Annotated in this window: 21 protein-coding genes and 1 tRNA gene; 10 read left to right on the forward strand and 12 right to left on the reverse strand. The window is 59.9% G+C overall.

What is annotated here, in order from left to right; genetic code table 11:
- Positions 1-8: 8 nt before the first annotated feature.
- From ABGT79_RS08150 to selB, 4 genes are all read right to left on the reverse strand, one after another.
- The gene (locus ABGT79_RS08150; RefSeq protein WP_346665758.1) at positions 9-947 is read right to left on the reverse strand and encodes a metalloregulator ArsR/SmtB family transcription factor; all 939 of its coding nucleotides are present in this window, start codon (positions 945-947) and stop codon (positions 9-11) included.
- A gap of 624 nt (positions 948-1,571) precedes the next feature.
- The gene (locus ABGT79_RS08155) at positions 1,572-2,636 is read right to left on the reverse strand and encodes a YIP1 family protein (protein WP_346665759.1); all 1,065 of its coding nucleotides are present in this window, start codon (positions 2,634-2,636) and stop codon (positions 1,572-1,574) included.
- Between the two features lie 74 nt (positions 2,637-2,710).
- A complete protein-coding gene (locus ABGT79_RS08160) occupies positions 2,711-3,232 on the reverse strand; it encodes an exonuclease domain-containing protein (RefSeq protein ID WP_346665760.1) in 522 nt (173 codons plus the stop codon).
- Between the two features lies 1 nt (position 3,233).
- Entirely contained in the window at positions 3,234-5,150 is a 1,917-nt protein-coding gene (selB, locus tag ABGT79_RS08165) for a selenocysteine-specific translation elongation factor (RefSeq protein ID WP_346665761.1), read from the reverse strand.
- 191 nt (positions 5,151-5,341) lie between these two features.
- Here selB and ffh point away from each other — a divergent pair, with 191 nt between their 5' ends.
- The 3 genes from ffh to ABGT79_RS08180 all read left to right on the forward strand — a co-directional run bounded on the left by ffh (position 5,342) and on the right by ABGT79_RS08180 (position 9,882).
- Positions 5,342-6,853 carry a signal recognition particle protein gene (gene ffh / locus ABGT79_RS08170; RefSeq protein ID WP_346665762.1) on the forward strand — a complete coding sequence of 504 codons (1,512 nt, stop codon included), beginning with the start codon at positions 5,342-5,344 and terminating at the stop codon, positions 6,851-6,853.
- Positions 6,854-6,884: 31 nt separating this feature from the next.
- Complete coding sequence (gene rpsP, locus ABGT79_RS08175; protein ID WP_346665763.1) at positions 6,885-7,124, forward strand: 30S ribosomal protein S16; 240 nt, start codon at positions 6,885-6,887, stop codon at positions 7,122-7,124.
- A gap of 1,390 nt (positions 7,125-8,514) precedes the next feature.
- A complete protein-coding gene (locus tag ABGT79_RS08180) occupies positions 8,515-9,882 on the forward strand; it encodes an MATE family efflux transporter (protein WP_346665764.1) in 1,368 nt (455 codons plus the stop codon).
- Positions 9,883-10,170: 288 nt separating this feature from the next.
- Here ABGT79_RS08180 and ABGT79_RS08185 read toward each other — a convergent pair whose 3' ends face one another.
- From ABGT79_RS08185 to ABGT79_RS08200, 4 genes are all read right to left on the reverse strand, one after another.
- Complete coding sequence (locus tag ABGT79_RS08185; RefSeq protein ID WP_346665765.1) at positions 10,171-11,226, reverse strand: type II asparaginase; 1,056 nt, start codon at positions 11,224-11,226, stop codon at positions 10,171-10,173.
- A gap of 338 nt (positions 11,227-11,564) precedes the next feature.
- A complete protein-coding gene (locus ABGT79_RS08190) occupies positions 11,565-11,876 on the reverse strand; it encodes an HU family DNA-binding protein (protein ID WP_294445511.1) in 312 nt (103 codons plus the stop codon).
- A gap of 147 nt (positions 11,877-12,023) precedes the next feature.
- A complete protein-coding gene (locus ABGT79_RS08195) occupies positions 12,024-12,959 on the reverse strand; it encodes an SAM-dependent methyltransferase (protein ID WP_346665766.1) in 936 nt (311 codons plus the stop codon).
- Complete coding sequence (locus ABGT79_RS08200; protein ID WP_346665767.1) at positions 12,949-14,598, reverse strand: AMP-binding protein; 1,650 nt, start codon at positions 14,596-14,598, stop codon at positions 12,949-12,951. Before ABGT79_RS08200 ends, ABGT79_RS08195 begins: the two co-directional genes overlap by 11 nt.
- Positions 14,599-14,892: 294 nt before the next feature.
- Here ABGT79_RS08200 and hypF point away from each other — a divergent pair, with 294 nt between their 5' ends.
- Positions 14,893-17,346, forward strand: coding sequence for a carbamoyltransferase HypF (gene hypF / locus ABGT79_RS08205; RefSeq protein ID WP_346665768.1), 2,454 nt, complete (start codon positions 14,893-14,895; stop codon positions 17,344-17,346).
- Positions 17,347-17,410: 64 nt separating this feature from the next.
- Here hypF and mltG read toward each other — a convergent pair whose 3' ends face one another.
- The 3 genes from mltG to ABGT79_RS08220 are packed head-to-tail and all read right to left on the reverse strand — an operon-like array spanning position 17,411 to position 19,528.
- The gene (gene mltG / locus ABGT79_RS08210) at positions 17,411-18,583 is read right to left on the reverse strand and encodes an endolytic transglycosylase MltG (RefSeq protein ID WP_346665769.1); all 1,173 of its coding nucleotides are present in this window, start codon (positions 18,581-18,583) and stop codon (positions 17,411-17,413) included.
- Complete coding sequence (gene ruvX / locus ABGT79_RS08215; RefSeq protein WP_346665770.1) at positions 18,580-19,008, reverse strand: Holliday junction resolvase RuvX; 429 nt, start codon at positions 19,006-19,008, stop codon at positions 18,580-18,582. The genes mltG and ruvX overlap by 4 nt, the downstream gene beginning before the upstream one ends.
- 4 nt (positions 19,009-19,012) lie before the next feature.
- Entirely contained in the window at positions 19,013-19,528 is a 516-nt protein-coding gene (locus ABGT79_RS08220) for a phosphatidylglycerophosphatase A (RefSeq protein WP_346665771.1), read from the reverse strand.
- Positions 19,529-19,689: 161 nt separating this feature from the next.
- On the opposite strand from ABGT79_RS08220, the gene ABGT79_RS08225 reads away from it, so the two are divergent.
- Positions 19,690-19,776, forward strand: a tRNA-Leu gene (locus ABGT79_RS08225).
- A gap of 222 nt (positions 19,777-19,998) precedes the next feature.
- On the opposite strand, the gene ABGT79_RS08230 is transcribed toward ABGT79_RS08225, so the two are convergent.
- A complete protein-coding gene (locus ABGT79_RS08230) occupies positions 19,999-20,694 on the reverse strand; it encodes a LysR family transcriptional regulator substrate-binding protein (RefSeq protein WP_346665772.1) in 696 nt (231 codons plus the stop codon).
- A 695-nt stretch (positions 20,695-21,389) separates the two neighbouring features.
- Here ABGT79_RS08230 and ABGT79_RS08235 point away from each other — a divergent pair.
- The 5 genes from ABGT79_RS08235 (at position 21,390) to ABGT79_RS08255 (ending at position 26,156) form a co-directional block, all read left to right on the forward strand.
- On the forward strand, positions 21,390-21,536 hold the full coding sequence (locus tag ABGT79_RS08235; protein ID WP_346665773.1) for an FAD-dependent oxidoreductase: 147 nt from the start codon (positions 21,390-21,392) through the stop codon (positions 21,534-21,536).
- A gap of 30 nt (positions 21,537-21,566) precedes the next feature.
- On the forward strand, positions 21,567-22,844 hold the full coding sequence (locus tag ABGT79_RS08240; protein ID WP_346665774.1) for an FAD-binding protein: 1,278 nt from the start codon (positions 21,567-21,569) through the stop codon (positions 22,842-22,844).
- Complete coding sequence (locus tag ABGT79_RS08245; RefSeq protein WP_346665775.1) at positions 22,771-23,037, forward strand: hypothetical protein; 267 nt, start codon at positions 22,771-22,773, stop codon at positions 23,035-23,037. The genes ABGT79_RS08240 and ABGT79_RS08245 overlap by 74 nt, the downstream gene beginning before the upstream one ends.
- 36 nt (positions 23,038-23,073) lie before the next feature.
- Complete coding sequence (locus ABGT79_RS08250; RefSeq protein ID WP_346665776.1) at positions 23,074-24,747, forward strand: FAD-dependent oxidoreductase; 1,674 nt, start codon at positions 23,074-23,076, stop codon at positions 24,745-24,747.
- A 755-nt stretch (positions 24,748-25,502) separates the two neighbouring features.
- Positions 25,503-26,156 carry a Crp/Fnr family transcriptional regulator gene (locus ABGT79_RS08255; RefSeq protein ID WP_346665777.1) on the forward strand — a complete coding sequence of 218 codons (654 nt, stop codon included), beginning with the start codon at positions 25,503-25,505 and terminating at the stop codon, positions 26,154-26,156.
- Positions 26,157-26,344: the final 188 nt, after the last annotated feature.

Here is a 26,344-nt window from a genome sequence, read left to right on the forward strand (position 1 = left end):
AGAAAAGATTACAGCGCGGCGGAGGACGCCGCAGGCTTGCGGGCCAGAATGAGATGAAGCGCCAGATTTTTTTTCACCGGCTGACGGCGGTAGTCCACAATGGAGAGCCCTGTTTTTGTCAGCGCGGAAGAGAGTTCGTCGAGAGAGAAGCCGAGCCAGCGGTCGCCGTACATGGTGCGCATGGACTCCTGCGTGTGCTGATCGAAATCGGTGACCAGCACGAGCCCGCCGGGATGCAGCACCCGGGCGATTTCTCCCAGCGAGGTGGACGGACGGGAAAGATGATGCAGCACAAGATTGATGCAGATGAAATCCGCTTCGCCGTCGCGCAGCGGCAGATAGTCGAGCTCGCCGATGCGCAGGGAAATGCCGTTCATGTTGTCGCCGAAGCGGCGGCGGGCCAGCTCCAGCATGCGCGGGGAATCGTCCACGCCGATGAGTTCCCGGCAGCTTCCGCGCAGATGCTCCAGCACCTCGCCCGTGCCGCAGCCGAGGTCGGCGGCCACGCCGCAGTTCTCCGGCACGGCGCGCAGAATCACGTCCGGCAGGGAAAAGTCGCCGAGAATCTCACGGTTCATTTCATCCCAGTCGTCGGCGATTTCGTTGAAGAACTGCCTTGTTTTCAGGGCGCGTTCCTCAATGATGCGCGAAGCCATGTCGAGATCGGCGCGGCAGGCCTCGTCGTCCTGCGCGAAGGCAACGACGCTGCTCAGAAAATCGTGCCCCGGCCCCTCCGGCTCGGCGGAGTAAAAGACCCACAGGCCGTCGCGACGCGACTGGAGCAGGCCCGCTTCCGTGAGAATCTTGAGGTGTCGCGAAATGCGCGACTGCCCCATGTTGAGAAGCGACACCAGCTCGTTCACGGACAGCTCGTAGTGGAAAAGAACCAGCGCCAGACGCAGGCGGGTTTCATCCGAAAGGGCTTTGAGATACCGGAGAGCTTTCATAACCTTCTGAAATATAACAAATATCAAGTTTTATCAATGTAATATATCCGTTTATCTTCATATAGTCAAGAAGGGCGCGTCCGGTGCTTTTTTCGGGCAGGGCGAAGGCGTCGCGTTGCAGTGCGTCCGGTTGTGGAAGGGGTTTCCGGCGCGCGAGGGCCCGCTGGTTGTGGAAGGAGTTTCCTCGGGGCGGCACACAGGCCGGGGCGAGGGAGTCGCCGGGGAGGGCGGCGACGCTGTCAAGGGAGGCTGAGGGGCACGCGGCGCTTCGGGCGACAGAGCACCCGGCATCCTTCCGACGCGGCAGACGACACGCCGGTCGGCAACGGCTGGGCAGCCGGGCGCGTGCATCCATAGATATTGGCGGAGCGAGACGCATGGTCGCGCGTGGACGAACATCCCGGAAAGACGACTCTGCCCGCATACGGCGTGCCGGGCGCAATCCGGTCGCGGTCGGCTTCCGTGGATTCCGTGCATGAAACGCTCATCGGGGATGCCGCCCCTGCGGTCGGTCCCCCGTTTTTTGCAGCGTTCTGCGGAAATCTGGCCGCAAAAAAGGGTTCCGCCGAAACCGGCGGAACCCCTGACGCCCGACGTCGTCGGGAAAGGTTCAGAGATCGAGGATCAGGCCGCGCCCGCCATGAAGGCGGGAATCTGTGAAACCAGGGCGAATTCCAGAATGTACAGGGGCAGCAGAGCAAGCAGGGTGCGCATCCAGGAAAGGTTCAGGGCGAACTTGCAGCCGATGAAGGCCGCGGCCACGAACCAGATGGACGCAATGAGGCTGCCCACCATGGGCACGATGCACAGCACGAGCGGTGCGGCGCTGTAGCACACCACGCGCAGGGTGGTGGAAAAGTCCGCCTTGTCCGGCTGCACCATGCGTATCATCAGATGATAGAGACCGGCCAGAATCACCGCCTGAAAAATGGAGAAGAACGGCGTCACGAGCAGCATGAGCGGCAGGTTCATGCTTTTCATGAGCGTTTCGGCCATGGCCAGGGTCTGCGGATCGGTGGCCGTGGCGGTGAGTTCCCGCAGGGCCTTCATGGACCACAGGCGCGACGCGAGCATCTGGAAGAGGCTCAGCAGCACGTAGAAGAGGATGGGCCGGATGACCGAAAAGTTGCAGCGCACATGCCGGAAGAAGTCCGGCGCGTGAAAGAGAACGCCGAGCAGCGTGCGGGAAAAGCTGCCCCAGAAGCCGTAGTATTCGGGGCTTTCCCAGGGTGCGCCGTCGGGGCGGCCGTCGTTGCGGGAGGCGGATTCCTCCTGCCCTTCGTCGTACTGGCGCACGTGTTCGCGCATGTTCTGCCAGCGTTCCCAGAGTCCGGCGCTCTTGTGCGGCTCGGGAGTCTTTTCCTCGGGCTTTTCCTCTTCCTTCTTTTCAGGCGCGGGCTCCTCGCGGTTGAACTGCGGAATCTGCGCTCCGGGAGGAAGCGGATCGTCGCCTTCCTGCTCCGTGGAAAGATGGGGCACCGCGGGTTTCTGTTCGGCGGCGGGGGCTTCGGAAGGCTGCGGAGCGGCGGCGTTTTGCGGCTCGGTCTGCGCGGGCGTTTCCTCTTCCGGCAGAGAGAAATGGAACACGGCGGAGCAGCGCGGACAGGTCACCTTGTATTTCTTTCCGGGCCGGATGGAGGCCGTGGGCACGTCGCGCCTGAAGCGGCAGGAAGGACATTCGATAATCATGACAACCTCACAACAGATTTGCTGGCGTCAGTATAGCCCGTCGGGCTTCCGCGGACAAGACGCGAAGCCGGTATTTATCCTTTCAGCATCATCTCCTCGTCCGTCATGCCGAGCGAGCGCAGATGCAGATAGATGTTGGCCGCGGCCATGGCGTCGGAAGCCGCGTTGTGATGATCCAGCTCCAGGCCGAGATAGGCGCACACGTCGTTCAGGCGATGATGCGGAAGACGCAGACCCCGCCGCGAACCCTTCACCGTGCAGGCGAAGGGAATGTTCGGCGCATCCAGTCCGAAGGATCGGCAGCAGCCGAAAAGCACGCGCCTGTCGAAGGTGGCGTTGTGCGCCACAAGCAGACGCGCGTCCCGCAGAAAGGCGGAGATATCCGGCCACAGTTCGGGGAAGGTGCGCTGATTCTTGAGCATGTCCCAGGTGAGCCCGTGAATTTCGGTAAAGTACACCGTGGAACGCGGCGGGCGGATGAGGCTGTACCAGTTGTCCGTCACCCGACCGCCCTCGATGCGCGACATGCCCAGAGCGCAGGCGCTGTCGGCGTACTTGTCGGACGTTTCAAAATCCAGAGCCACCACGCAGGCCATGCTAGGCGCTCCTGCCGCGCAGCACGCGCTTGTCGCCCACGCGCATGGTGAGCTGCTCCTTGTCGAAGTGTTCGAGCAGCGCTATGCCGTTCTTGCGCGAAATGCCAGAAATGTCGCGAAAATCGCCGGGCGTGATTTCGCCGTGTTCCAGCAGGAACTGTTTCACCTTTTCCCGCAGATCGTCCATCACGGAGGAAAGGTAGTAAAGATCTTCCTTAATCTTCACCAGCGCGCCTTCCGAGACCAGAATTTTGAATATGGGCTGCGCCTGACGCGCGGTGATGCCGAGTTCGGCAAAGAGTTCCGTGTGGTTGGGCGGCATGAGCGGAGAGTCGAGATGCGCCTTGAGCAGGGTTTCCTTGAGCGCCTGCTGATCGTCGGCCAGCGAAACCTTGTGTTCCGGCAGTCTGAGCAGTTCGCCTTCGGCCGCGAGGCGGCCGGAACGGATGAGCCGCTCAAGTGCAAAGTGCGCGAGCTTGGGCGGAACGCCCGCGCCCATGCCCGCAAGAATGACGCCCTTGGCCATGCCGTGTTCCAGCGGATTCTTCTCGTGGAAGGCCCGCGTGGCGGCGAGCGCGCGCTCCAGGAGCTTGTCCAGCCACAGCGAGGAAATCCAGCACTTCGCGTCCTTGTCCCAGCACAGGGCGCTGCCCTTGCCGGACATGGTCTGCAGGTGCTTTTCCAGCGACTTTCTGCTGAGGTCGGTCAGGATGGAGAGATCCGCAAGCGTTGCGCCGAAGCGTCCGGCAAGTTCCAGCTGCACGCCGATGCGCGTCTGGTCGTCGGCGTCCGGCAGCGAGAGAAGCCTCGCCTGCATGGCGGCGTCGATGTGACTGCGGCGCGGCGCGGTATCCAGAGGATAGAGGATGGAGCCGCCGGCCACGGTGCGCAGCGGAGAAAAGGCGCGCACGATGCAGCGGTCGCCGAAAATGCCGGCCACGGGTTCGGAAAAATGCACTTCGACCAGCGCGGTGTCGCCCGGTTCCAGGCGGTCGCGATCGTAGAAGTAGAGGCGGGCGGCAAGCTCGCGGGCGCTGTGATGGAAATGAATCTCGCCGCGATGGCGCAGTCCGCGGGGCGAGGATTTGAGACAGGTCAGCTCCACGATCCAGCGCCTGGAGTTCTTCATGGTGCCCACGTGTGTCACCACGTCGCCGCGGCTGACGTCCTCCACGGAGAGGCCGTGCAGATTCAGGGAAATGCGGTGTCCGGCCTCGGCCTTTTCCTGCCCCTGCCCGTGGCTCTGAATGCTGCGGATGTGCGAACGGCGGCCGCTGGGCAGAAGTTCCACTTCGTCGCCGCAGGCGGCGGAGCCGGAAACCAGCGTGCCGGTGACCACGGTGCCGTGCCCCTTGAGCGAGAACACGCGGTCCACGGGCAGACGGAACAGGTCGGAGCGGCGGCGGGGCTGACGGCGGCTTTCCTCCACGATGGCGGCGCGCAGCGCGTCGAGGCCTTCGCCGGTCACGGAAGAAACGGGGAAGATGGGCGCGCCTTCCAGAAAGGTGCCCTTGAGAAAGTCGCGGATGTCCTCCATTGCGAGTTCCCGCATTTCTTCGTCCACCATGTCCGTCTTGGTGAGGGCCACGATGCCGTGACGAACGCCGAGCAGCGTGCAGATTTCCAGATGCTCGCGGGTCTGCGGCATGACTCCCTCGTCGGCGGAAATGACCAGCAGCACGAAGTCGATGCCGGAGGCTCCGGCCACCATGGTGCGCACGAAGCGTTCGTGACCGGGCATGTCCACGATGCCCATGCGTTCTCCGCCGGGAAGATCGGCGTAGGCAAAACCCAGTTCAATGGTGATGCCGCGGCGCTTTTCCTCGCCGAGACGGTCGCAGTCTATTCCCGTAAGCGCCCTGATGAGCGACGTCTTGCCGTGGTCGATATGACCGGCGGTTCCCATGATGACAGACATGACATCTCCTGAATTTCTGTTTCCCGAGGGGGAGACAAGAATACCCGCCGCGGCCGGGGAGGGCAAGAGGCAAGACGCCCCGGGCGGAACGCGCAAAGCGCATCTTCCGCACACGGAACATGTTTGACTTGACTTGCAGGAAAAAGTTGCGTAACGGTTCTTAGTTCCAAGTCATAAGAACAGGAAAAACGATGTTTGAAAGCCTGACAGACCGACTCTCCGGCGTGTTCCGCAATCTCAGCGGTCGCGCTCAGCTCACGGAATCCAATATCCAGGACGCTCTTCGTGAAGTCCGACTCGCGCTTCTTGAAGCCGACGTCAACTTCAAGATCGTCAAGGAATTCGTGGATCGCGTGCGCGAGGCCGCGCTCGGCGTGCAGGTCATGAAGGGCGTGACGCCCGCGCAGCAGGTCATCCAGGTCGTTCACGACGAACTGGTCAAGCTGCTCGGCGGCGACGACACCGAACTCAAGCTGCAGGGCGCGCAGCCCGCGGTCATTCTCATGGTGGGCCTTCAGGGCTCCGGTAAAACCACGTCTTCGGGCAAGCTGGCCCTTCTTCTGCGCAAGCAGAAGATGCGCCCCTACCTCGTGCCCGCCGACGTGTACCGTCCCGCCGCCATCGATCAGCTGCGCACGCTGGCCAAACAGCTCGACATCCCCTGCTTCGAGTCCACGCCGGACATGAATCCCGTGGACATCGCCCGCGCGGCCGTGGAGGACGCGAAGGCGAAGCAGTGCACCGTGGTCATTCTCGACACCGCGGGCCGTCTCCACGTGGACGAGCCGCTCATGCAGGAACTTGTGTCCATCAAGGGCGCGGTGCATCCTCAGGAAATCCTGTTCGTGGCGGACGCCATGACCGGTCAGGACGCCGTGACCGTCGCCGAATCGTTCAATGAACATCTCGGCATCACGGGCGTGGTCCTCACCAAGATGGACGGCGACGCCCGCGGCGGCGCGGCGCTCTCCATCAAGTCGGTCACGGGCGCGCCGGTAAAATTTGTCGGTATGGGCGAAAAGCTTTCCGAAATGGAAGTGTTCCATCCCGACCGTGTTGCGGGCCGCATCCTCGGCATGGGCGACGTGCTCACCCTGCTGGAAAAGGCGCAGAGCGAAATGAAGGCCGAAGAGGCCGAAGCTCTCGCCAAGAAGATGCAGAAGGCCAAGTTCGACCTTGAAGACTTCCGCACCCAGATGCGTCACATGCGCAAGCTGGGCTCCCTTGAATCCATCATGAAGCTGATCCCCGGCCTCGGCGGTCTCGCGAGCAAGCTCGGCGACATGAGCGGACACGAAAAGGAACTCAACAAGACGGAAGCCATCCTGAACTCCATGACCAGTCAGGAGCGCCGCAACCCCGACATCATCAACGGCAGCCGCAGGGCCCGCATCGCCAAGGGTTCGGGCACACAGGTGCAGGACGTGAACACGCTTCTGCGCCAGTTCGAACAGATGAAGAAAATGATGCAGTCCATGATGCAGCCCAACCGTCACGCGCCCCGAATTCCCCAGGGCATGATGAACAGGCTGGGAGGCATGGGCGGCATGCCGGGCTTGGGTGGTCTGCCCGGCATGGGCGGTCTGCCGGGAATGGGCGGAATGCCGGGACTGCCCGGCGGTGTGCCCGGAATCCCTGGCAGCGGAAAGTCCGCTACCAAGAAGAAACGCGACAAGCAGAAACGTAAAAACAAAAAAAGGTAGCCCCGCTGCCTATCCCTATCAGGAGTGAGATATGTCCGTTAAAGTGAGAATGACCCGCTCTGGTTCCAAGAAGCGTCCCTTCTACCGCATCGTGGCCATCAACAGCGACAGCCGCCGTGACGGTCGCCCGCTGGAATTTCTGGGCTACTACAACCCCAACACCAACCCCGGCACCCTGAGCGTCGACAACGAAAAGCTTCAGGCCTGGGTCGGCAAGGGTGCCGAACTGTCCGACACCGTGCGCACCCTTCTCAAGAAGCTGGGCAAGTAAGGTATTTCCTTCGTGGACTCGTTCCCGTCTCCCGCTTCGGCGGCCGACGGGTTTTCGAGTTTAAACGAAGGAATATTTTTTTGACGATGCGCGGCGCGTGATCCGCTGCGTTTCAGCGACGGCGAAGAACGTTTTGCCGGGCCGTGCGTGCGCGCGAGCCTCTGGAAGGCGCACGGAAGGGCTTGTGGAACTCTCGGCGGACGCTCCGTGCGTTTCGTGGGCGCGTGCCGATGAAAGAATGGCCCGAGGCACGGCGGAAGCGCCGACGCCGCACAGCTGTTGCGCGGGGCGGAGGGCATTTTCCGCACGGCTCATCGCTTTCGGCCTCCGGCCACCGCTTCGTGAGGCTGAGAGAGTCCCGGCACTTTTCTTTCCCCGTCGGTCGGAAGTCTCTGCACGAGGTGAGGGAGCTGCCTTGATCGGCGCAGAAAGGTGTTTTGCGCGTCGCGCAGAACTGCCTCGTCCGCGGAGATGCGGCAAGAGCTGTCGACGCGGGAGCCCCATGGAGCGCGTTGCACGGCAAGGCCGTGGGGCGCGGACGCGCGGCAAGGGAACGGCGTCCGGCGCAGATTTTGTGCCGGGGAGAAGAAAGCCTCGGAGCGGCCATCCTCAGGGCGGTCCGCGCCGGATGGACTCGCGTCGGAGAGTTCCTTGCGGAACGAGGCGCGTCAGGCGCTTCTCGTCCGCGTGGCAGCGTCAGGGAACTCCGAGTCTGGGGCGGTCGCATCAGGTGGGTCGAGGGTCCGCGTCGGGGTATCCGCGCTGGAGCGGATTGCGTCACGTTTCGGCGCGGCGTTGGACAACGCGCGGTGCGCCGTCTCAGACTCGCTGTTGACGTCGTTTTCAGGCCCGGAGCTCGGCCTTTGGCGCAGCTCGGCGGCCCTGCACGGCGCAGACGGGAAAACGACGCGCGTTTTCCGGCGAGCACTTCGCGCGACGCAGGCTTCACAACGCGGAGCGCTTTGAGCAAAGCGTTTTGCCTGCCGCAGGTTCCGCCGCATCGCGCCCGGCTTTCGAGGCCGGAGACGCGCGGAAGCGCCGCATTGCGCAAGGTTCAGAACGCTCCCGCGAAAGGGCAGCCCCGCGAGTCGTCTTTCCCGAGGACGGCTTCCGCCGAGCTGTCCGCCCTTTGTTTGCCGACGGGCGTCGGCGCAACATGTTCCGGAAAAACCTGCCTTGTCTGCGCAGGTCGCCGCCCTGCCGAATGTTCGGCCGTTTTTTGTTCGGAGCAGCGCTCCGCGTTTTCGGCGTCGCCTGCCGCGCCTTCGGGCCGCAGCCGAGAGCGTCGCCTTTCAAACCGTAACCTGAAAAAGGGATGAGGTTCGAAACAGGGAAGCCCGTCCGGCTTCTCTTCCCCGCAAGACCTCCTCTCCCACCGGGAGGAGCCATCATGTTCAGGCATTTCAGCAAACAGGAAGCCCGCAACCTGGTCTTTCTCGCCGTTCCCGTCTTTCTCGGGCAGATAGCGCAGATTGCCATGTCCTTCGTGGACACCGTGGTCGCCGGGCGCGCAGGCACCGTCGATATGGCGGCCGTCGCCGTGGCCACGTCGTTCTGGATTCCCGGAACCATGTTCGGGCAGGGACTTCTCATGGCCATCACGCCCCTCGTGGCGCAGGCGCTCGGCGCGGGCAACAGGATCAAGAGCAGGCATTTTCTGCGTCAGGGCCTGTGGCTTGCCGCAGGCATTTCCGTGCTGCTCATGGCCGTGTTCCTTGTCATCAGCGGCACCATCGTCCAATGGGGAACCATGGACGCGCAGCTTGCACAGAAAACGTCGGAATACCTCTTCGCCGTGCTCTGGGGCGTGCCCGCGCTCATGTTCTTCGTGGTGCAGCGCTGCTTTCTGGAAGGCCACGGCAGAACGCGTCCCGCCATGGTGGCCGGATTCGTGGGGCTTGCGCTCAACGTGCCGCTCAACATCATCTTCGTGTTCGGCAAGTTCGGACTCCCCGCCATGGGTGCCGCAGGCTGCGGCGTGGCCACGGCCATTCTGTTCTGGTTCATGGCCGCATCCATGACGTTCTTCGTCATTCATACCGACAGGCCCGCCCTCGCCCTGGAAAAGCCCTCGTCAGCCATTCTCAGACGCATGGCGCGCATAGGCCTGCCGAGCGCATTTGCCATGCTCAACGAAACGGCCGCCTTCGCCCTCATTGCGCTCATCGTTTCCCCGCTCGGCGTTACCACCGTGTCTGGGCATCAGATTGCCATCAACGTGAGCGCCTTCGTGTGGATGTGTCCGTTCTCCATCGGCGCGGCGTCCACCATCCGCGTGGGCACGCTGCTCGGCGCGGGCGACATCGAGGCCGCCAGACGGGCCAGACTCACCGCGCTCGCCATCACGCTTGCCATGGCCTGCGTGCTGGCCGCGCTCATTTATCTCGTGCGCTATCCCGTGGCGGCCCTGTATACCGAAGATCAGGCCGTCATTCAGATGGCCAGCCTGCTTCTGATCTGCGAAGTGTTCTACCAGTTCCCCGACGGCGTGCAGACCAATACCCTCTGCTCGTTGCGCGGCTGGAACGACACCAAGGCCATTTTTTGCATCTCCTTCGTGGCGTACTGGATAGTCAGCCTGCCCCTCGGCTGGACGCTGTGCATGACCGATCTGCTCACGCCGCAGCCCTTGGGCGTGCTCGGCTTCTGGGTGGCGCTCATTGTGGGCCTCAGCGTCGCCGCCGTGCTCTACCTTGTGCGCATTCACAAGCTGGAGCATCTCTCCGTGGCCGACATGAAGAAAAAAATAGGCCGCTGACCTTTCGCAGGCTCGTGCGCGGAAGCGCCGGAAAACGCATTCTCAGGCGTTTTCCGGCGCTTCTCGTCTGTTCCTCTACTACTTCAACCAAAGAGCTTTCCTGTTCCGTATCTGTGCTTCTGTCTCCTCCTTGTGCTGCGTTGTTCCATCAATAAGGCGATGGAGAGAAATGTTTTGCGCGTTCGGCCTCGACCGGGAGGGCGCATGAGCGGGCCCTTGCGGGCCCGCTTACGCGCATGGCGTACAGAGACCCCCTAGTCCTGCGGGGTCAGGCCCCGCGCTCTGCCGTCAATATGTGGCGAACATGCGCTGAATTTCGTTGCGGTCCCGGGTCACGGTCAGGGCCAGAGTGAGCAGCACGCGGGCCTTTTGCGGATTCAGATTGTCGGCCGTGAGGAATCCGGGCTCCGCATCCTTGCTGCTCGGAGTGACCATGCCGGAGCCGGTACGGGAACTGCGCACGACGATAAGTCCCTTCTTGGAGGCTTCGGTCAGAATGGCCCGGGAAACGTTGGAAAGGCTGCCGCAGCCGGAACCGGCTTCAATAAGCCCCTCTGCGCCGGAAGAAACGGAAGCCTTGTGCATGTTCACGTCGCCGCCGAGCGTCTGATAGGCAATGTCCACGCGGGGCAGCGTCGTCAGCTTGGAAACGTCGAATTCCGTATCCTTGGTATGCTTGCGCACGGGAGCGCGATAAAACACGGGCTTGTAGTCGATCACATAGCCGAGCATGCCGAAGTCCGGAGTCTTGAAGGTTTCCACGGCGAGGGTGTTGGTCTTCGTCACTTCGCGGGCGGCGTTGATCTGTCCGTTCATGACCACGAGCACGCCCTTGCCCCTGGCTTCTTCGGAACCGGCCACGCCCACGGCGTTGAGCAGATTCAGCGGACCGTCGGCGCTGATGGCCGTGGCCGGACGCATGGCGCCCACGAGCACCACGGGCTTGTCGCTCTTGACCACCAGATTCAGGAAGTACGCCGTTTCCTCCAGCGTGTCCGTGCCGTGCGTGACCACAATGCCGTCGCAATCGTCGGTAGCGAGAAGTTCATTCGCCCGCTTGGCGAGTTTGAGCCAGTCCTCAAAGGTGAGATTGCCGCTTGCTGTGTTGGCGATCTGTTCGGCCGACACCTTGGCGATGGTGGAGATGGAGGGCACGGCGTCGATGAGCTGCTGTGCCGTGAGGTCGCCGGCCTTGTAGTCCGTCAGCTGGGTGCTCGACGATGCGGAACCGGCAATGGTGCCGCCGGTGGCCAGAATGGTGACTTTGGGAAGCTCTGCACCGAAGGCGGAGCCCGTCATCAGTACGACGAGGGAAACACTGAGCAGCAGTGATCTGATCTTCATGGCCGTCTCCTTTTTGCCTGCATGGTTGCTACTTATGAAGCAAAAGTCGTGCCAAACTATGAAAATCAACGATCTCAAACCGTTGCTGGAATGCAGCTGGAAAGGGCGATACAACCGCGTACTGTTTTTCGCCTTCTCTGGTACAAAGTCGTCGGGCTCATCTGCGCCCGGGGGATTTCGGGCTCTGCGGGGCGTTGCTGCCCGGGGGCGGCAGCGCCGGGGAGAGGGCGACGATTCCGAAGTGGGGCGCGCGGCCCCGCTCGGAGCATCCGGCGCGATTAAAAAAACAGACCGCCCGCAAACGCGGACGGCCTATTCCACAGACGCTCGAAGCGCTGTTACTTGATAGCATCCTTAAGAGCCTTGCCGGGAAGGAACTTCACAACGGAGCAGGCGGGGATTTCAATCTTCTCGTTGGTGCGAGGGTTACGGCCGGTACGAGGTGCACGCTTGACAACCTTGAAGCTGCCAAAGCCCATCAGGGTGATGGAATCGCCAGAAGCAAGACACTCAGAGATGGCAGAAATCACAGCGTCCAGAGCTGCTTCCGATTTTACTTTCGTCTCAAGTCCGCTTTTGGCGTAGATCTTCTCGACCAGTTCAGCTTTCGTCATGGTTTCACTCTCCCAAAAATTTTTTGACTCTTTCACTGAGTCACTTTTCAGTAGAATGAGAATCCCCGTATGTCAAGCTCAGCTCAGCTAACCAAAGAAAATTTTTATGGAAAAGCCTTTGCCGGGTTTTTTTCGGAGCATTCTCTGAACAGCCCTAAACACAAGTGCCGCAAGCCTTGTGCCCTACGCGGTGCTCTTCCGCACCTTTCCGAGGTTCACCCACGTCAGTTCGTGCTTGTTGCACGAAAGATGCATGACCTGCGAGCCCGGAATCTCCCGAAACGCCTGCACCACAGCGTGATCGGTGCTTCCCTGAAGCTTGAGCGTACACACGAAATTCTCCGCGGCGTCGGCTTCAATCCATGCCTTCACCGCGCCGAGAAGCCGTTCGGGATAGCAGGCCATGTCGGAAAAAAGCCAGTCCACATGGCCCGCGGTTTGCGGTTCCAGTCCGAACCCGCTGCCGAGGCAGTGATCGACGCCCTTCATGGCCGCGACGCGCGGATCAATGGGCGACTTGTCGATGCTGAACACGCGTGCTCCCATGGTGGCGATGACCCATGTCCAGCCGCCCGGCGCGGAGCCTAGATCGAGGCAGAGTTCGCCGCTCTTCGGGCCGTCGCCCAGCAGGGTGAAGGTTTCCCACAGCTTGAGGTAGGCCCGGCTCGGAGGATTGACCTTGTCTTCTTCGAAGCGTACTTCCCCGTCGGGAAACGCGGAACTGCACGCGGCGGAAACAAGCAGCGTGTCGTGATCCCAGAGCGTCCAGGAGCCGAGGGGCGATGCGGGCGCGCTCTCGCCGAAGACGAGCGGCCGCGCCTTCACGGGAGGAAGCTGCTGCTCGATGAGCGCGGCGCGGCGGTGAAAATCCACGGCGTGCAGCTTCCAGTTGCGCTGGATGGACTTGAGCGTGCGCACCGCGTTGCCCACGGACGTGATGGGCTGGAAGAACGGCTCAAGCCAGATGTTCTGGGCCCAGGCGGAATGGAACAGGCCTTCGGCGAGCACCAGCCGTTCCTTCACTTCGAGCACGCGCACGCTGTGGAGCCTGAGTTCGTCCAGAAGATCCTGTTCAAAGCCCCGCGCCGCCAGATAGACGATGAGCGGCTTACTTGACATTGGGGAACAGCTCCGCCGCCATTTCGCGCAGCTTGAATTTCTGCACCTTGCCGTTGGCCGTTTTGGGGAAGTCGTTCACCACGGCCACGTAACGCGGAATCTTGTGCCAGGCCACGCGGCCGCGGCAGAAGTCGCGCACGTCCTCGGGGCGCACGGTCTTGCCTTCGCAGGGAATGAGAAAGGCCGCCACGTCTTCGCCGTAGCGCCGGGAGGGTATGCCCAGCACCTGCACGTCGCGCACGGCATCCATTTCCAGCAGAAATTCTTCGATTTCCCTGGGGTAGATGTTCTCGCCGCCGCGCACGATCATGTCCTTGATGCGTCCCGTGATGCGCAGGTAGCCTTCTTCGTCCATCACGCCGAGGTCGCCGGTGTGCAGCCAGCCTTCGCCGTCGATGGTTTCCGCCGTGGCCTCGGGCATGTTGAAGTAGCCCTTCATTACATTGTAGCCGCGGCAGCAGATTTCTCCCTGCACGTTGCAGGGCACGATTTCATGGGTCACGGGATCGCGCAGCTTCACTTCCACGCCTTCCAGCGCGCTGCCCACGGAGCGGCAGCGATGTTCGTCGCTTTCCGTGATGCCGGTCATGGTGATGACCGGAGAGCATTCGGTGAGCCCGTAGGGAATGACGATGGCCGAAAGTCCCATGGCGTCCATCACCTGCCGGATGAGAGGCTCGGGGCACACGGAACCGCTCATGAGGCCGAAGCGCAGACTGGAAAAATCGTACTGACTGAAGCGCCGATGCCCCAGCATGGAAATGTAGGTGGACGGCACGCCGTACACGCCGGTGCATTTTTCGTCCTGAATGGCGGCCATGACGCGTTCCGGCGAAAAGGTTTCCGTGATCACCATGGTGGCGCCGTGACTGACGCACGCGAGCACGCCCACCACGCATCCGAGGCAGTGGAAGAGCGGCAGCGGAATGATGACGCGGTCCTGCTCGGTGAGCTCTTCGCGTTCGCCCACGCAGTAGCCGTTGTTGCCTATGCCCACGTGGGTGAGCATGACGCCCTTGGGAAAGCCCGTCGTGCCCGAGGTGTACTGCATGTTGACCACGTCGCAGGGCTTTACCTGCGCCTTGCGCGCCTCGTACTCGGCGTCGGAAATCTCTCCGGCCCGGTTCAGAATGGCGGAAAGCGGCAGCACTCCGGGATGCGGAATGTCCTTGAGGCTCATGACGCGGCGAAGATGCGGGAACTTTTCACAGTGCAGCTCGCCTTCGTGCTGATCCTTCAGGTTGGGAATGACGCGGTAGAGCGCCGAGACGTAATCGTAATCGAGAAAGCCGTCGATGCAGAAAAAGTTTTCGCATTCCGACTGGCGGATGAGATATTCAAGTTCGCTGTCGCGATAGTTGGTGTTCACCGCAAGCAGCGTCGCGCCGATGCGCGCGGCGGCGAACATGAGGGTCACCCAGTTGGGCACGTTGGTGGCCCACAGGGCAATCTTCTCGCCGGGCTGCACGCCCAGCGCCATCAGACCCCGTCCCAGCCTGTCCACCGTGTCGGCAAACTCGCTCCAGGTCTGCCGGTAATCGTGCCCCACATAAACAAGGGCCTCACGATCGGGGAAACGCATGACGGTCTCGTCCAGCATCTGGCCGAGAGTGCGTTCCTGCAGCTTGAATTCAGACATGTTCCGTTCCTTGACATCAGTGCGCGGAAAATCCGGGGCCAGAGGACGAACAGCCGGGCAGCCGCCGCCGTGAGAGCAAACCTCGACATGGAAGGTTCCCCGGAGGAATCTGCCATTTTCATCGCTTCCGTGGAAATGAAGGGACGAAAAAACCTCTCTCGGCAGCTTCCAGTCCGGACATCTTATGGCATTGCGGGCGCTTTCTCAAGGAAAAATGCAGTCCTTTCCCGTTTGCTCGTGCGGGGCGCTTTTCTTCGACGGCGGCGGAGGCTATACTGCGCGCCGGAGGATTGCATGAGGGCAAGGCACATCTACACGGTCACGGGTCAGGTTCAGGGCGTGGGGTTCAGACCCTTCATCTATCGGGAGGCGTCGCAGCTCGGGCTCACGGGAAGCGTGGGCAACACGTCCGAAGGCGTGCGCATCGAAGTGCAGGGAGAGGAGGCCGCGCTGGAAAATTTCGCCTCTTTTCCGGAGCGCGTGCCGCCGCTTGCCCGCATCGCCTCTCTGGAGCGGCGTGAGGCCGGAGTCGTGGAGAACGAGAGCGAATTTCGCATTCACGAAAGCCTCGACGGCGAGCACCGCGGTCACAGCGTGCTGGTGAGCCCGGACGTCGCTCCCTGCGACGCGTGCCTTGCCGACATGGCCGATCCGGGCAACCGGCGTTTCGGCTATGCCTTCACCAACTGCACGAACTGCGGGCCGCGCTACACCATTACGCGATCCATTCCCTACGACAGGCCGGTGACCAGCATGGCCTGTTTTCCCATGTGCGCGCCGTGCGCCGAAGAATACCACGATCCGGCCGACCGGCGTTTCCACGCCCAGCCCAACGCCTGCCCGGACTGCGGCCCCGTGTTCTGGCTGGACGGCGATCCGGCGCGGCTGCGCGAGGCGGAAAGCGCGCTTTTTGCCCGGGGCGCGGCGCTCGATGACGCGCACGAGGCCCTGCACGCCGAGAGAAAGAAGCGCTACGGCCTGCCGGAGCACGTCGTCATGGGCAACGCCGCCGTGCTTCTTCTGCTGACCGCGCTCAGGCAGGGCAGGATTGCCGCCGTGCGCGGACTCGGCGGCTTTCATCTGGTCTGCGACGCGCGAAACGCCGACGCCGTGGCCGAGCTTCGCCGCCGCAAGGCGCGTCCGCACAAGGCTCTTGCCGTCATGACTGCGGATCTGGACGCGGCAGGGCGCGTGGCCGTGATCGGCGAAGGCGCGGCCAAGCTTCTTTGTTCGCCGCGCCGCCCCATCGTCATCTGCCCCCGGAAAACGGCGGATGAAAGCCGCGACGCGCTGCCCGATCTGCTTGCCCCGGACACGGCGAGCATCGGCCTCATGCTGCCGTCCACGCCGCTGCATCATCTGCTCTTTCATCCCGAATGGGCGGGCGGTCGCCGCGAAGACGCGCTGCCCGCGCTGGTCATGACATCGGGCAATCCGCACGGCGCGCCCCTGTGCCTCGGCAACCGGGAGGCCAAGGCGCGTCTCAGCTCCATGGCGGATCTTTTCCTTTGTCACGACAGGGACATTCTTGTACGCGTGGACGATTCCGTCATGTTTTCCGCGGAGAGCGCTCCCGACCGCCCCGCCGCGCCGAAGCTCATGGTGCGCCGAGCGCGGGGCTTTGTGCCCGAACCCGTGCGTCTGCCCGAGCGCCCTTTTGTCGAGGCAGGAGACTCGGTGTTTGCCGCAGGCGCGGAGCTCAAGCACACCTTCTGTCTTACCCGGGGCCGGGAAGCCTTCGTGAGCCAGCACCTCGGCGACGTGAGCCGCCCGGAGAATTTCGCATTTTTTGAGGAAACGCTGAAACATCTTTTGCGTCTTCTGGAAGTGGAGCCGCGCGTGGTGGTGCGCGATCTGCATCCGGACTATCTTTCGAGCCGCCTTGCCGACGATGTCGCCGCTTCGCGCGGCCTTGAGGAGCTTATGCTCCAGCATCACGTTGCGCACGTGTGCGCCGTCATGGCGGAACACGGTCTGTCTTCTCCCGTGCTCGGGCTTGCGCTGGACGGTTCCGGCCTCGGCGACGACGGCACGATCTGGGGCGGCGAGCTTCTGCTCGTCTCGCCCGGAAGCTGGCAGCGTCTGGGTCGTTTTTCGCCCTTTGCCCTGCCCGGCGGAGAAGCGGCCATCCGTTCGCCCTGGCGCACGGCGCAGGCTCTGTGGCGCGCGGCCGGACTTTCGGGCAAAGCGCCGTGGCTTGCCGCCTCTCCCGAGCGTGCCAGACTTGCGCCCATGATCGACGAAATGCTGCATCACGGCATCCGCTGTCCGCTCACCTCAAGCTGCGGCCGTCTCTTCGACGCGGTTTCCGCCCTCTGCGGCCGCTGTTTCGACGTCACCTATGAAGGACAGGCCGCCATCCGTCTGGAAGAGGCGCAGGACAGGCAGGAATCCGGAGCCTACGAGCTGCCTTTGCGGGAACGGGACGGCCTGCTGGAAGCCGACGTGGTTGCGCTGTTTGTGCAGGCCGCGCGGGACGCTGCCGAGCCGGGTCGTCTTGCGCGGCGTTTTCATCGGGGGCTTGCGCTGGGGCTGGCCCGCTGGGCCCGCGCGGCGGCGGACGCTTCCGGCGTGCTCGACGTGGCGCTTGGCGGCGGCGTGTTCAACAACCGCACCCTGCTTGCGGAACTTCCCGCCGAACTGCGCCGTCTCGGTCTTCGTCCGCTGCTGCCCTGCGCCATGCCCGCAGGCGACGGTTCCATTTCTCTCGGTCAGGCGCTCTGGGGCGACTGGTTCCTCGGAGCGTAGGCGTTCGGATGCAAAAAGGGCGGACTTCTGAAAAGTCCGCCCTTTCTCCTGCCCATGCGGGGTATTATTTTTTCGAGGCCCTCACGGCGGCGCGATAGTCGCGCACGGCGCGGTTGTGATCGGAAAGCGTTTTGGAGAAGGTGTGTCCCCTGTCGCGGCCTGTGGCCACGAAGTAGAGGTAGTCGTGCTTTTCCGGATGAATGGCCGCTTCAAGCGCGGACACTCCGAAGGAGCAGATGGGCCCCGGCGGAAGTCCCGGATTCTGATAGGTGTTGTAGCGGTTGTTGGCGTTGTCGAGCTGGCTGCGCAGCAGCGGGCCGTCGAAATTGCGTCCAAGGCCGTAGATCACCGTGGGGTCGGCCTGCAGAAGCATGTTCTTTTCCAGCCGGTTGGCGTACACGCCGGCCACACGGGCGCGCTCTTCGGGCACGCCGGTTTCCTTTTCCACGATGGAGGCGAGCGTGACGATGCGCTTCAGCTCTTCCGAAGAGGGACGCTTTCCTTCGGGCCAGAGCCTGTCGGCCCGACGCCAGAACATTTCCACCAGACGGTTGGCTACGGCTCTGGCCGCGTCTTTGTCCAGTTCGCGCGGATGGGGCAGAAGATAGGTGTCCGGGAAGAGAAAGCCTTCCGCAGAGTCGAAGGGAATGCCCCAGTGCCGGAGAAATTCCGGATCATGAATGACGGACGTGAAGTCCGCCGCCTTGCAGAATCCGCCTTCCTCCACCAGTTCGGCCACGTCCCACCAGGCGAGCCCTTCGCGGATGGTCAGCCGGTAGAGCATGGCCTTGCCCGACACCAGCATGTCCAGCACCGTTTCCGGAAGCCATCCCGTGCTGACCAGAAAACGTCCGGCCTGAATGTGACGGCTCTTTTCCTTGTACCGCACCAGCATCTGAAAGCGCCAGGCGTTGGTGACCACGCCTTCCTTCTCCAGCATGGCGGCCACCTGACCGAGATTCATGCCGGGTTCGATGTCCACGATGAGATTTTTCCCCGGCACGGACGGCGGCGTGTTCAGAAAGACGTCCGCATCGTGCCAGGCGTAGAGCCCTGCGGAAAGACACACCGCCAGCACAAAGCACAAAAGCCACAGCAGCGCGCGACTCTTTTTGCGGGGCTTTTGGTCCGGCGAGGGTCCGGAATGCCCGGCGACGCGCGTTTCGGAAGCGGCCGAGCCTTTGTCGTCCTTTTCCGGGGAAGGCTGTTCGTTGAGGCTGTCGTTGTTCGGACTCATGCCAGGAGTCTCCTTTCTTCCGGCTGGTCGAGAAAGCTTTCAAGAATGAGTACGGCGGCCTGCTGATCCACCACCTTTTTCACCTCGCGAAAGCCCATGCCGAAGTCGTAGAGTTCATGTTCCGCGGCAGCGCTGCTCAGCACTTCGTTCATCCAGTACACGGGCAGCGACGTGCGGCGCTTCAAAGATTCCACAAAATGGCGCACCTGCACGGTGGTGAGGCATTCCGTGCCGTCGGTGTAGAGCGGCAGACCCACCACGATGGCGTCGGCCTGTTCCTTGTCGAGCAGCTCCAGAAGCTGGGCGAAAAACGCCGCCTTGGTCTCCCGCTTCAGCGTGCAGCGGGGAAAGGCAAACGAGCCGTCCATGTCGGAAACGGCAATGCCCACGCGCTTGAGGCCGTAGTCGATGGCAACATATTTCATGGCGTTACAGCGTCAATGCGCCGGGAAACATCAGATTGATCACAAGCATGAGAACGCTCACGCACAAAAGCGCCCAGATTCCTGCCAGCACGTCGTCGATCATGATGCCCCAGCCGGAAGGCAGCCAGCTCTCCGAAGCGTGAACCGGCCACGGCTTCAGAATGTCGAAAACGCGGAAGAGGAGAAACGCCGCAAGAAGAAGCGCAACGTCCTTCCATCCGGAAGCGGCGGAAAATCCGCCGAAGCCGAGCATGGTCACCCATTGGCCGACCAGCTCGTCGATGACCACGCAGCCCGGATCCTGCCGGTTCAGCAAAACTTCCGCGCGGGAAGCGGCCAGACCGCCGAGAATGAAGAGCGCAAGCAGCGCCACGAGCCGCCACGGCAGCGACAGCGGAAGAAAAAGCAGCGGGGCCAGCAGCGTGGCCAGAAATGAGCCCGCCGTGCCCGGAGCCTTCGGCGCGAGTCCGGCCGGACCGAGACGGCAGAAGTGAAGAATAACGGTATCGAAGGAAGTCATGAAAACTCCGTCTGATCAAGATTCGCTTCAGGATAGAAGCTCGCGCTTCTCTTGGCAAGGGGAAGGGCGAGGAACTCAACACGGAGCGTCTGTTGGAAAAATCCGCCGTCGTGTAAGCTTTTTCTTGTCATCCTTTGCCTGTGCTGGTACGAAAGAAACGTGCCCGGGTGGCGAAACTGGTATACGCAAGGGACTTAAAATCCCTCGTCCGCAAGGACTTGCGGGTTCAAGCCCCGCACCGGGTACCACAGGATGATGTTAAAAGCCCCATGTTCTCAGGGAAAGAACATGGGGCTTTTTGCATCAAAAAAGCGGCGTTCTCTGGTTTTGTTGTCTTTTCTTCGGGGTGAGGCGCGGAAATGCATGCGGGAAAAGTTTCGGCAATCTTGTGTTTCCCGGGCTGCTGAGAGTGCGGCATTCATGGAGATCGGCGACAGGGGACAGTCGTCGTTTCCCGTGCTCCCTGCACGTTAAATAAATTCATGGATGTCTTTTGCCAAATTCATATTTTTCATGTTGTCCATAATGATGTTGATGAAATCCTGCTTGAATTTGGACACGCTGCTTTTCTTTCGTAAAACGATGCCGTACTGAAGCCCGGGAAGCAGAGGACTCAGATCTATGACTCGTATTTTGTCGATGACATTGAGACTTTTCAGAGAAAGCATGTCTATGATCGTGCAGCCGAGACCCATGGCCACATATTTCATGATGATATAGTAGCTGCTGCATGAGAGAATGGAGTTGTACGACATGATTTCCTGTACCTGGCGAGGCACAAGACTGAAATTCGATGTTTTTTCTCTTAAATTTATGGAAAAGGAAATATAGGGAAGCGTTTTCAACGCGTCCATGGTTATGGAAGAGGAAAAACATTCCGTCTGACTTCTGCTGACGGCCAGAAGAAACGGCGACCGAAAGAGGGGAATGAAGTCGAGCTCTTCGGATTCGCTGGATATGCCGACAAGGCCGAAATCATTTTGTCCGGTGGTGATGCTTGAATAGAGCAGCGACGGATGACCGCTGTTCAGTGAGACGTGAATGTTCGGATATCTTTCGTGAAAAAGAGAAAACGAACGGCCGAATTCTTCAGAGCTGAATATCGGTCTTGTGCCGGCAATGCGCATGAATCCGTATTGTGAGGCGTCACAAAGTTCATCATGCATGCATGAAATGGTGTCAAAAATCCTGAGGGTCCATGTTAAAAGATGTTTGCCTTCATCGGTAAGGATCATTTTGTTCTTTATTCTTGAGAACAGTACCACATTAAGACTTTTTTCAAGAAGTTGTATGTGATAGCTTACCGTACTTTGAGTCCGGTTTATTTCATTTGATGCGTCAGAAACGCTTCCGCAGGTGGCCACATAGTAAAAGCTGCGCAATTGCTGCAAAAAGTCTCCAGCGATTTCCGGAATCATACTTTCTCCCCCTGGCTCTGTTTGGGACGGGCGTTTGCTCTCAGCGTACACCAACGGCGTGAAAGAAGTCGAACTCAGGCCATCGAATTATTGGATAGTAGTATAAAAATAATAGTTTTGATTTTCACAAGCTGCCGGCGGTAAAACGTATTCATGGTCAAGCTGCCGCATCCTTTTCATCTGCAAGTGTCCCCCGAAAACTATACAGATGCGAGGAAATGACGGCAACGGGGAAAGCGTTCAGGAGTCCCCTCTGTACGGAAGCTGCGGGTGCCCGGCATGGAAGACGCGCTTCGGCATTGTTGCCTTTCCGTCCAGCCTGTTCGTTTTTCGCCACGCTTCAGTCGGCATGCGGGCAGGCGTTTCCGTACGCAAGCCCCGCATATGGATTTCAGCCGCGGAAACACACAGTCGCGGTCGGAACGCTAAAACCGGGAGATGTTATGTCTGCACAGGAAACATCCGTTCAGTACCACGAAACCGACGTGCTGGTGCTCGGTGGAGGAGCCAGTGGTTGCGGCGCAGCCATAGCTGCGCGGGAAGCCGGGAAAAGGACGCTGCTGGTCGATAAGGGAAAACTGGAAAGCTGAGGCTGCATAGGCGGCGGCAACGATCATTTCATGGGGGTTCTGAACACCGACGAGCCCTACGATACCGTGGAAGACATGGTGAAGGTGTACTGCACGCCCACCAACGGCCTTCTCCCCGACACCGTCCGTCAGTGGGGAGCGATCATTCCCCACATGATCGAATGGCTCACGGACGTGGGCGTTCAGTTCCGCAAGAAGGAAGACGGCAGCTATCTGCGCACGCGCGGTTTCGGTCAGCCGGGAAAGTGGTGGATTCTCATCCGCGACGGCCAGTACATGAAGCCGCTCATAGCGAAGAAGATTCGCGAGATAGGCGTGGATGTCCTCGACAACGTCATGATCACCAGACTTGTGGTCAAAGACGGTCGCATGGTCGGCGCCATGGGCTACAACGTGCTGAACGGGGAATTTCACGTCATCCGCTGCAAGACGGCGGTGCTGGCCCTCGGTCCGCGCGCCACGCGAGTGACGACCAATTCCACCAGAAATCCCTTCAACGCGCAGTTCCCCAGTCATAATACCGGAGCCCAGTATATTCTTGCCTACGAAGCCGGCGCGCGCATCGGCTGTCTCGATACCCGCCAGATCGCCACGGTGCTTCCCAAGAGCTTCGGCTGCCCGGGCATGAACGGCCTCACGGGCGAAGGCGGCGCAGCTCTGAACTACAAGGGCGAGCGCCTCATGAAGAAGTACCATCCCATGCTGGAGCAGGCTCCCCGTCATCTTTTTGTGCAGGGACTTGTGCGGGAGCAGATTGCCGGTTACGGCCCGCCTTTTTATATGGACACCCGCAATCTTCCCCGGGAAAGTCAGCGCGTGCTTACGGAAGAACTCATGCCCGGCGACAAGGCCACATGGAAGGAATATTCCGAACAGAAGGGCGTGGACCTCTACAATAAGCTCATGGAAGTGGAAATAGGCGACCTTGCTCTGGAAGCGCTGGTGCTTCGCGACGAACATTTCGAGAGCAACATTTCCGGTCTTTTCGTGGGAACCGGTTTTCAGGCTTTTTCCGGCGCCATGTGCGGAGGCTATGCGGCCGGAAAGCATGCTTCCGCGAAGGCCGAAGCCATTGACGCCGTGCCGGACGTGTCCGCCGGAGAAGCGGAGGCGGAACGCCGTCGCGTTCTTGCTCCCCTGCATTCCGAGGGCGGCACGCATTATGCGCAGTTTGAAAGCGCCATCAGACAGGTCATGGACTACTTACATGGGGTATGTCCGCAACGAGCGGGGCATGAAGCAGGCTCTGGACAGCCTTGCCCGCATCGAGGCGCTCAAGGACGACCTTATTGCAGACAACTGGCATGAACTCATGCGCACCCATGAAGCGCTTGTTCTGCTGGAGATGTGCAAGCTTGTCACCCTGGCCAGCATTGAACACCGGGAGACATCCAACAGCACCATTTATATGCGTTCCGACTACCCCGATCCCGATCCCGCCCTGAACAGGCTCATGGTGACGGAAAAGGTGGATGGCCGGCCCAGGATTTCCTGGCAGTGAGCATGAAGTCATATTCAGCTGAAAAGGATAGAGAAAATGCCTCCCAGATATAGTAAGGAATTGAAAGAGCTGGTGGTTTCGGGTTTTCAGAAGCGTCAGAACAGAACATCGCCGTGCGAGGCGCACTGCCCGGCGGGCAACCGGATTCAGGCTGTTGAAACCCTGATCAAGGACGGAAAGCCGGAAGAGGCCCATGCCGTGCTTCTTTCCCGCAATCCTTTCTCCGGCGTGACCGGACGCGTGTGCACGCATCCCTGCGAGATGCACTGCAACCGCCGCAAGTATGATGAAGGAATTTCCATCCGTGCGCTGGAACGTTTTGCCGCCGACGCTCCCGTCATTTCCCGCCTTGCGCCTCTGGCCGATACGGGAAAGAAGGTGGCGGTCATCGGTTCCGGCCCTGCGGGCATGACCTGCGCATATTTTCTCCGCCTCATGGGCCATGCCGTCACGGTGTTTGAAGCGTCGGCCGTGCTCGGCGGCGTTCCCCGCGTGTCCGTGCCGGATTTCAGACTGCCGAAGAACGTCGTGGACAGAGAAGTGGGCAACGTGCTCTCGCTCAACATCGCCGCGCACACCAACGTCAAGGTCGGCAGGGATGTGGCTCTCGCCGCAATCATGGACGCCTATGACGCCACGGTGGTCGCCGTGGGCAATCAGAAGGAACGTCTGCTCAACATTCCCGGCAGGGAAGCGCTGGTTCCCGCAGTGAGCTTCCTCGGGGCCAGCAATCTGTCCCGTCAGAGCCTGGCCGGAAAGAACGTGGTGGTGCTCGGCGGCGGTGGCGTGGCCTTCGACTGCGCCTTTACGGCCCGTCGTCTCGGCGCCGGTTCCGTCAGCCTCGTGTTCCCCGAAGCGGCCGACGCCATCAAAGCTCCGCAGGAGGAAGTGGAACAGGCCAGGGCTGAAAACATCAATCTTTACGCGTCCTATCTTGCGGACGGCGTCGAGGGCAATACGGTCAGGGCTTCCGGGCTTTCCAGCTTCCGTTTCAGCGAGAGCGGCGAGCTCATCGCCGAATTCCGCGAAGGCGACGTCATTTCCCTGCCGGCCGACATGGTGATCTGCGCCAGCGGTCTGATGCCGGAAACGGATTTTCTGGAAGGCCTCTCCCTCCAGAAAACGGCCCGCGGCTATATGGTGGTCGACGACTTCCAGGAAAGCTCGGTTCCCGGACTGTTTGCCGCCGGCGACATCGTCACCGGACCGGCCACGGTGGCCTCGGCCATCGGCAGCGGCCGCAGGGCCGCCATCGGCGTGCACTGCCGCCTTGAAGGCCTGACGGAATTTCCCGAAGTCGTCTTCAAGGAAAACGGGAGCGGAACCCTTTCTCTCGTCATGGAGAAAAAGGCGCTCAGGCAGGAGCAGCATGTCGTGCAGTTCGAGGAAATCGAGAATCCGACCTATCATGAACACGCTCCCCGTCAGCAGACGAACAAGTCCGACCGGACGCATCTGCTGCCCTTTGAGGAAATTGATCTCGGTTTCAACGCCGAACAGGCTCAGTCAGAGGCCTCCCGCTGCATACACTGCGGTCACTGCATCGACTGCGGCACCTGCGTGGAGCGCTGCCCCAACTACATTCTGGACCGCAATGAAGACGGGCCCTTCGTCCGTTATCCTGAAGAATGCTGGCACTGCGCCTGCTGCCGCATAGGCTGTCCCACCGGTTCCATCACCATAGAGTTTCCCATCACCATGCTTGTGTGATGCCGTGAAGTGAGGAGGTTCCTGGGCGGCGTGTCCGCCCGGGAACGCCGGGAGAGGGAGGACGGAGCTGTTTTCGTCCTCCCTTTTTCATTAAATGCAAGGGCCGCCCCGGAATGGAGCGGCCTTCGTCGTTACTCCTTCAGGCAGTTAAGAGTACGGAAACGCCCCCCCCCTCGCTTAGCAGGTGGAGCACAAAGCGATTATGTCCAAAAACACTTTTTCAGCAGTAAGGAGTCGTTCAAGATTTCGTCCGCATCCCGTGCCGTCGATGTAGAGCAGCAGGCTCACCACGATGCGTCGACCTGTTCCTTTTCGAGCAGATCCACGACGCTGGGCGAAAATGTCGCTTTGGTCTCCCGTTTCAGCGTAGAGAAGGAAAAGGCAAATGAGCCGTCCCTGTCGAAGAGACCGTCGACGCATAAGCTTTCTCTTGTCATCTCGTTTCAGTGCTGATACGAAAGAAGCGTGTCCGGGTGGCGAAACTGGCATACGCAAGAGAGTTAATATCCTTAGTCCGCAGGGATTTGCGGGTCTAAGCCATGCACCGGGTGCCACATAAATATCTTTGCCTCATATGCCTTTTAAACGTATATGGGGCTTTTTTTGTTATAACCGATTTTGTGATTTATAGTTTTAATAATCCTTATTCGTTGACATGGTATGCTATTATTATAATATATATGATATTTGGCATCCTATAATATACAATAGTATTTACATAATTATATTGAATTTATGAGTAAAAGGGGGAGAGAATGGCTATAGATTCCGTACATAAAATTAATCAGCTTTTTTTTCCTCATATTTTTGACGTATCAAAAGCTCCACGTCTGCCAAAGGAAGTTTTTTCACTGGGAACAACATCGACATTTCATAAGGGTGAGTTTCTTGTTTATTATGGAGAAAATTTAAAACATATATACTATCTTCATAGAGGAACTATTTTTGGTTTCCGCCCTGTGCATCACGGTGAAATGAATCTTGCCTATGTGGTCAAGGAAGGATTTTTTGGAGAAGGGTGGTTTTTTTCCGGACACAGCAGCATGGATGAAATAGTTGTTGCTGAAGACAGTCTGGTGACTAAATTTTCTGAGAGTGCTGTTGCCAAGCTTATTCGAGATTCACAAATAGTGAAAAATTTTTTGTTTACTCTTGCAGTCAAATCAACAAGTGTATCAACAAAATTTGAAAATTTTAAAAATGAATCCATAAAAGAACGTTTAAAAACATTTATTTTAAATCAATTTAAAAATATGGGTGAAAATGATAAATTAGAGTTGAATTTAAGTCAGAAAGATATAGCAAGCATTATGAATGTTCATTCAGTTTCCATAAGCAGAGCTTTTTCTGAATTGAAGAAGGAAATGAAAATTCAGACGTTTAAAAATAGGATAGTTATTTATCGGTAAAGGATGAGAAGAGCTGCTTTTACTGTTTTGCTCCTTACTTGGGCGAACGGCAGGTTTTCCACCCGCGAGCGTGATAAGCCTCGGGCTCTGAAAAAATAAAAAAACTCAATATCGATAACACAAGTTATCGATATTTTTTTTGGGTATTGTTACTTAATGCACAACGCGATGAATTTCATGCATGCAGG

The organism is uncultured Mailhella sp. (assembly GCF_963931295.1).
GTDB lineage: Bacteria > Desulfobacterota > Desulfovibrionia > Desulfovibrionales > Desulfovibrionaceae > Mailhella.

Excerpts from the sequence above, each read along its gene's own strand:
- ABGT79_RS08180 (WP_346665764.1), top strand. The coding sequence starts at position 8,515 with ATGTTCAGGCATTTCAGCAAACAGGAAGCCCGCAACCTGGTCTTTCTC.
- selB (WP_346665761.1), bottom strand. The coding sequence starts at position 5,150 with ATGTCTGTCATCATGGGAACCGCCGGTCATATCGACCACGGCAAGACG.
- ABGT79_RS08160 (WP_346665760.1), bottom strand. The coding sequence starts at position 3,232 with ATGGCCTGCGTGGTGGCTCTGGATTTTGAAACGTCCGACAAGTACGCC.
- ABGT79_RS08155 (WP_346665759.1), bottom strand. The coding sequence starts at position 2,636 with ATGATTATCGAATGTCCTTCCTGCCGCTTCAGGCGCGACGTGCCCACG.
- ABGT79_RS08235 (WP_346665773.1), top strand. The coding sequence starts at position 21,390 with ATGTCTGCACAGGAAACATCCGTTCAGTACCACGAAACCGACGTGCTG.
- ABGT79_RS08150 (WP_346665758.1), bottom strand. The coding sequence starts at position 947 with ATGAAAGCTCTCCGGTATCTCAAAGCCCTTTCGGATGAAACCCGCCTG.
- ABGT79_RS08250 (WP_346665776.1), top strand. The coding sequence starts at position 23,074 with ATGCCTCCCAGATATAGTAAGGAATTGAAAGAGCTGGTGGTTTCGGGT.
- ABGT79_RS08220 (WP_346665771.1), bottom strand. The coding sequence starts at position 19,528 with ATGACTTCCTTCGATACCGTTATTCTTCACTTCTGCCGTCTCGGTCCG.
- ABGT79_RS08255 (WP_346665777.1), top strand. The coding sequence starts at position 25,503 with ATGGCTATAGATTCCGTACATAAAATTAATCAGCTTTTTTTTCCTCAT.
- mltG (WP_346665769.1), bottom strand. The coding sequence starts at position 18,583 with ATGAGTCCGAACAACGACAGCCTCAACGAACAGCCTTCCCCGGAAAAG.
- ABGT79_RS08245 (WP_346665775.1), top strand. The coding sequence starts at position 22,771 with ATGAAGCAGGCTCTGGACAGCCTTGCCCGCATCGAGGCGCTCAAGGAC.
- ABGT79_RS08185 (WP_346665765.1), bottom strand. The coding sequence starts at position 11,226 with ATGAAGATCAGATCACTGCTGCTCAGTGTTTCCCTCGTCGTACTGATG.
- rpsP (WP_346665763.1), top strand. The coding sequence starts at position 6,885 with ATGTCCGTTAAAGTGAGAATGACCCGCTCTGGTTCCAAGAAGCGTCCC.
- ABGT79_RS08200 (WP_346665767.1), bottom strand. The coding sequence starts at position 14,598 with ATGTCTGAATTCAAGCTGCAGGAACGCACTCTCGGCCAGATGCTGGAC.
- ruvX (WP_346665770.1), bottom strand. The coding sequence starts at position 19,008 with ATGAAATATGTTGCCATCGACTACGGCCTCAAGCGCGTGGGCATTGCC.
- ffh (WP_346665762.1), top strand. The coding sequence starts at position 5,342 with ATGTTTGAAAGCCTGACAGACCGACTCTCCGGCGTGTTCCGCAATCTC.
- ABGT79_RS08230 (WP_346665772.1), bottom strand. The coding sequence starts at position 20,694 with ATGCATGATGAACTTTGTGACGCCTCACAATACGGATTCATGCGCATT.
- hypF (WP_346665768.1), top strand. The coding sequence starts at position 14,893 with ATGAGGGCAAGGCACATCTACACGGTCACGGGTCAGGTTCAGGGCGTG.
- ABGT79_RS08240 (WP_346665774.1), top strand. The coding sequence starts at position 21,567 with ATGGGGGTTCTGAACACCGACGAGCCCTACGATACCGTGGAAGACATG.
- ABGT79_RS08195 (WP_346665766.1), bottom strand. The coding sequence starts at position 12,959 with ATGTCAAGTAAGCCGCTCATCGTCTATCTGGCGGCGCGGGGCTTTGAA.